This window comes from Phocaeicola sp. RTP21198st1_B8_RTP21198_201120 (assembly GCF_040929485.1).
GTDB lineage: Bacteria > Bacteroidota > Bacteroidia > Bacteroidales > Bacteroidaceae > Phocaeicola > Phocaeicola dorei.
This window is the reverse complement of record NZ_JBCOCI010000312.1, coordinates 378-1,516: the sequence shown is the minus strand read 5'-3', so window position 1 is coordinate 1,516 and position 1,139 is coordinate 378. Positions and strand designations below refer to the sequence as shown.

Here is a 1,139-nt window from a genome sequence, read left to right as displayed (position 1 = left end):
GGATACAGAATAGGATAATCGGCCAGTACGGTAACCTGCAACCGGCTGTCTCATATGAAAGACTTTCACTGCCGGGCAGAGTGGATACGGTAGATGACAGCACTGAGTCCGGCTTTATATCCCTTTGACGGGGACTGTGCAAAAGCCGGACATGACAATAAGTGACAGAACATGACAATTAATGACAACTTCCTCATAATCAAACTATTTAATGACAAAGATAGTAATTTTACCCTCGTAAATGATTCATTAATCTTTAAAATTAACGTATATGAACGATGTGAATTTAGCTCCTGAAAACAAGGAAGCAACCCCGGAACACGGGTATTTGATGGCGTATGACAAGAAAGAGCAGAAAGCCAAAGGTGTAAAAGGAATCGCAGCGAACGGAGAGCTGGAAACGCTCGAAGCTAACGAGGCGAACAGGGACCAGTTTATCAAAGTGGACCAACGTGGAAACTTCTTCACCAACTTCGGGAAGAATTTTCTCTACCAGTACAATAATCCCGGTCGTTACTCCCTCTACAACATGCCGAAGGAAACGCTCGTAGAGCAGGCCAAAGAAAAGATCGAAGCGGCGCAGGAACCACAGAACGAAGCAGTCAGAAGGGAACTGGCTTCGACCAGGGTGTATAATAACCATCGCTTCAACGAGCGGGAAGTGAATTGGGAACAGGCCGCCAAATACGGCATTACCCCGGACGGACTGAAGAACGCAAAGGACAGCCTCGAAAGAATGTTGCAGGGAAAGACTTCCGCTATCGCTTTCCGTGTGGCAAAAAATTCCGAGCTGGGGCGTGAAAACGGGGATGCCAAACTCTCCCTGTTCCGCGACGAGAACGGAGCTGTCAAGTTCGACATCCACTACATCCGTCAGGCTCCCAAGATCGGGGAAGACTACAGGGGACATGTCCTGACGGAAGAAGACCTCAAGGCCCTGAACCAGACCGGCAATCTCGGCAAGGCGGTGGATGTAGTCATTGACTACCGTACCAAAGAAACCAAATCCTGCTACCTTTCCAAAGACCCGGTGACCAATGAATTGTTCCATATGCCCGTAGAGCAGGCACGCATTCCGCGTAAGGTGAAAGATTATACGCTTTCTCCGAAAGAATACGATGCTGCCGTGCGCGGTGAGG

Annotated in this window: 1 protein-coding gene; it reads left to right on the top strand. The window is 48.8% G+C overall.

The annotated features are described in order from the left end of the window. Positions 1-271: 271 nt before the first annotated feature. The coding region (locus AB5935_RS25790; protein WP_368327849.1) for a DUF4099 domain-containing protein at positions 272-1,139 on the top strand (868 nt) is incomplete at its 3' end.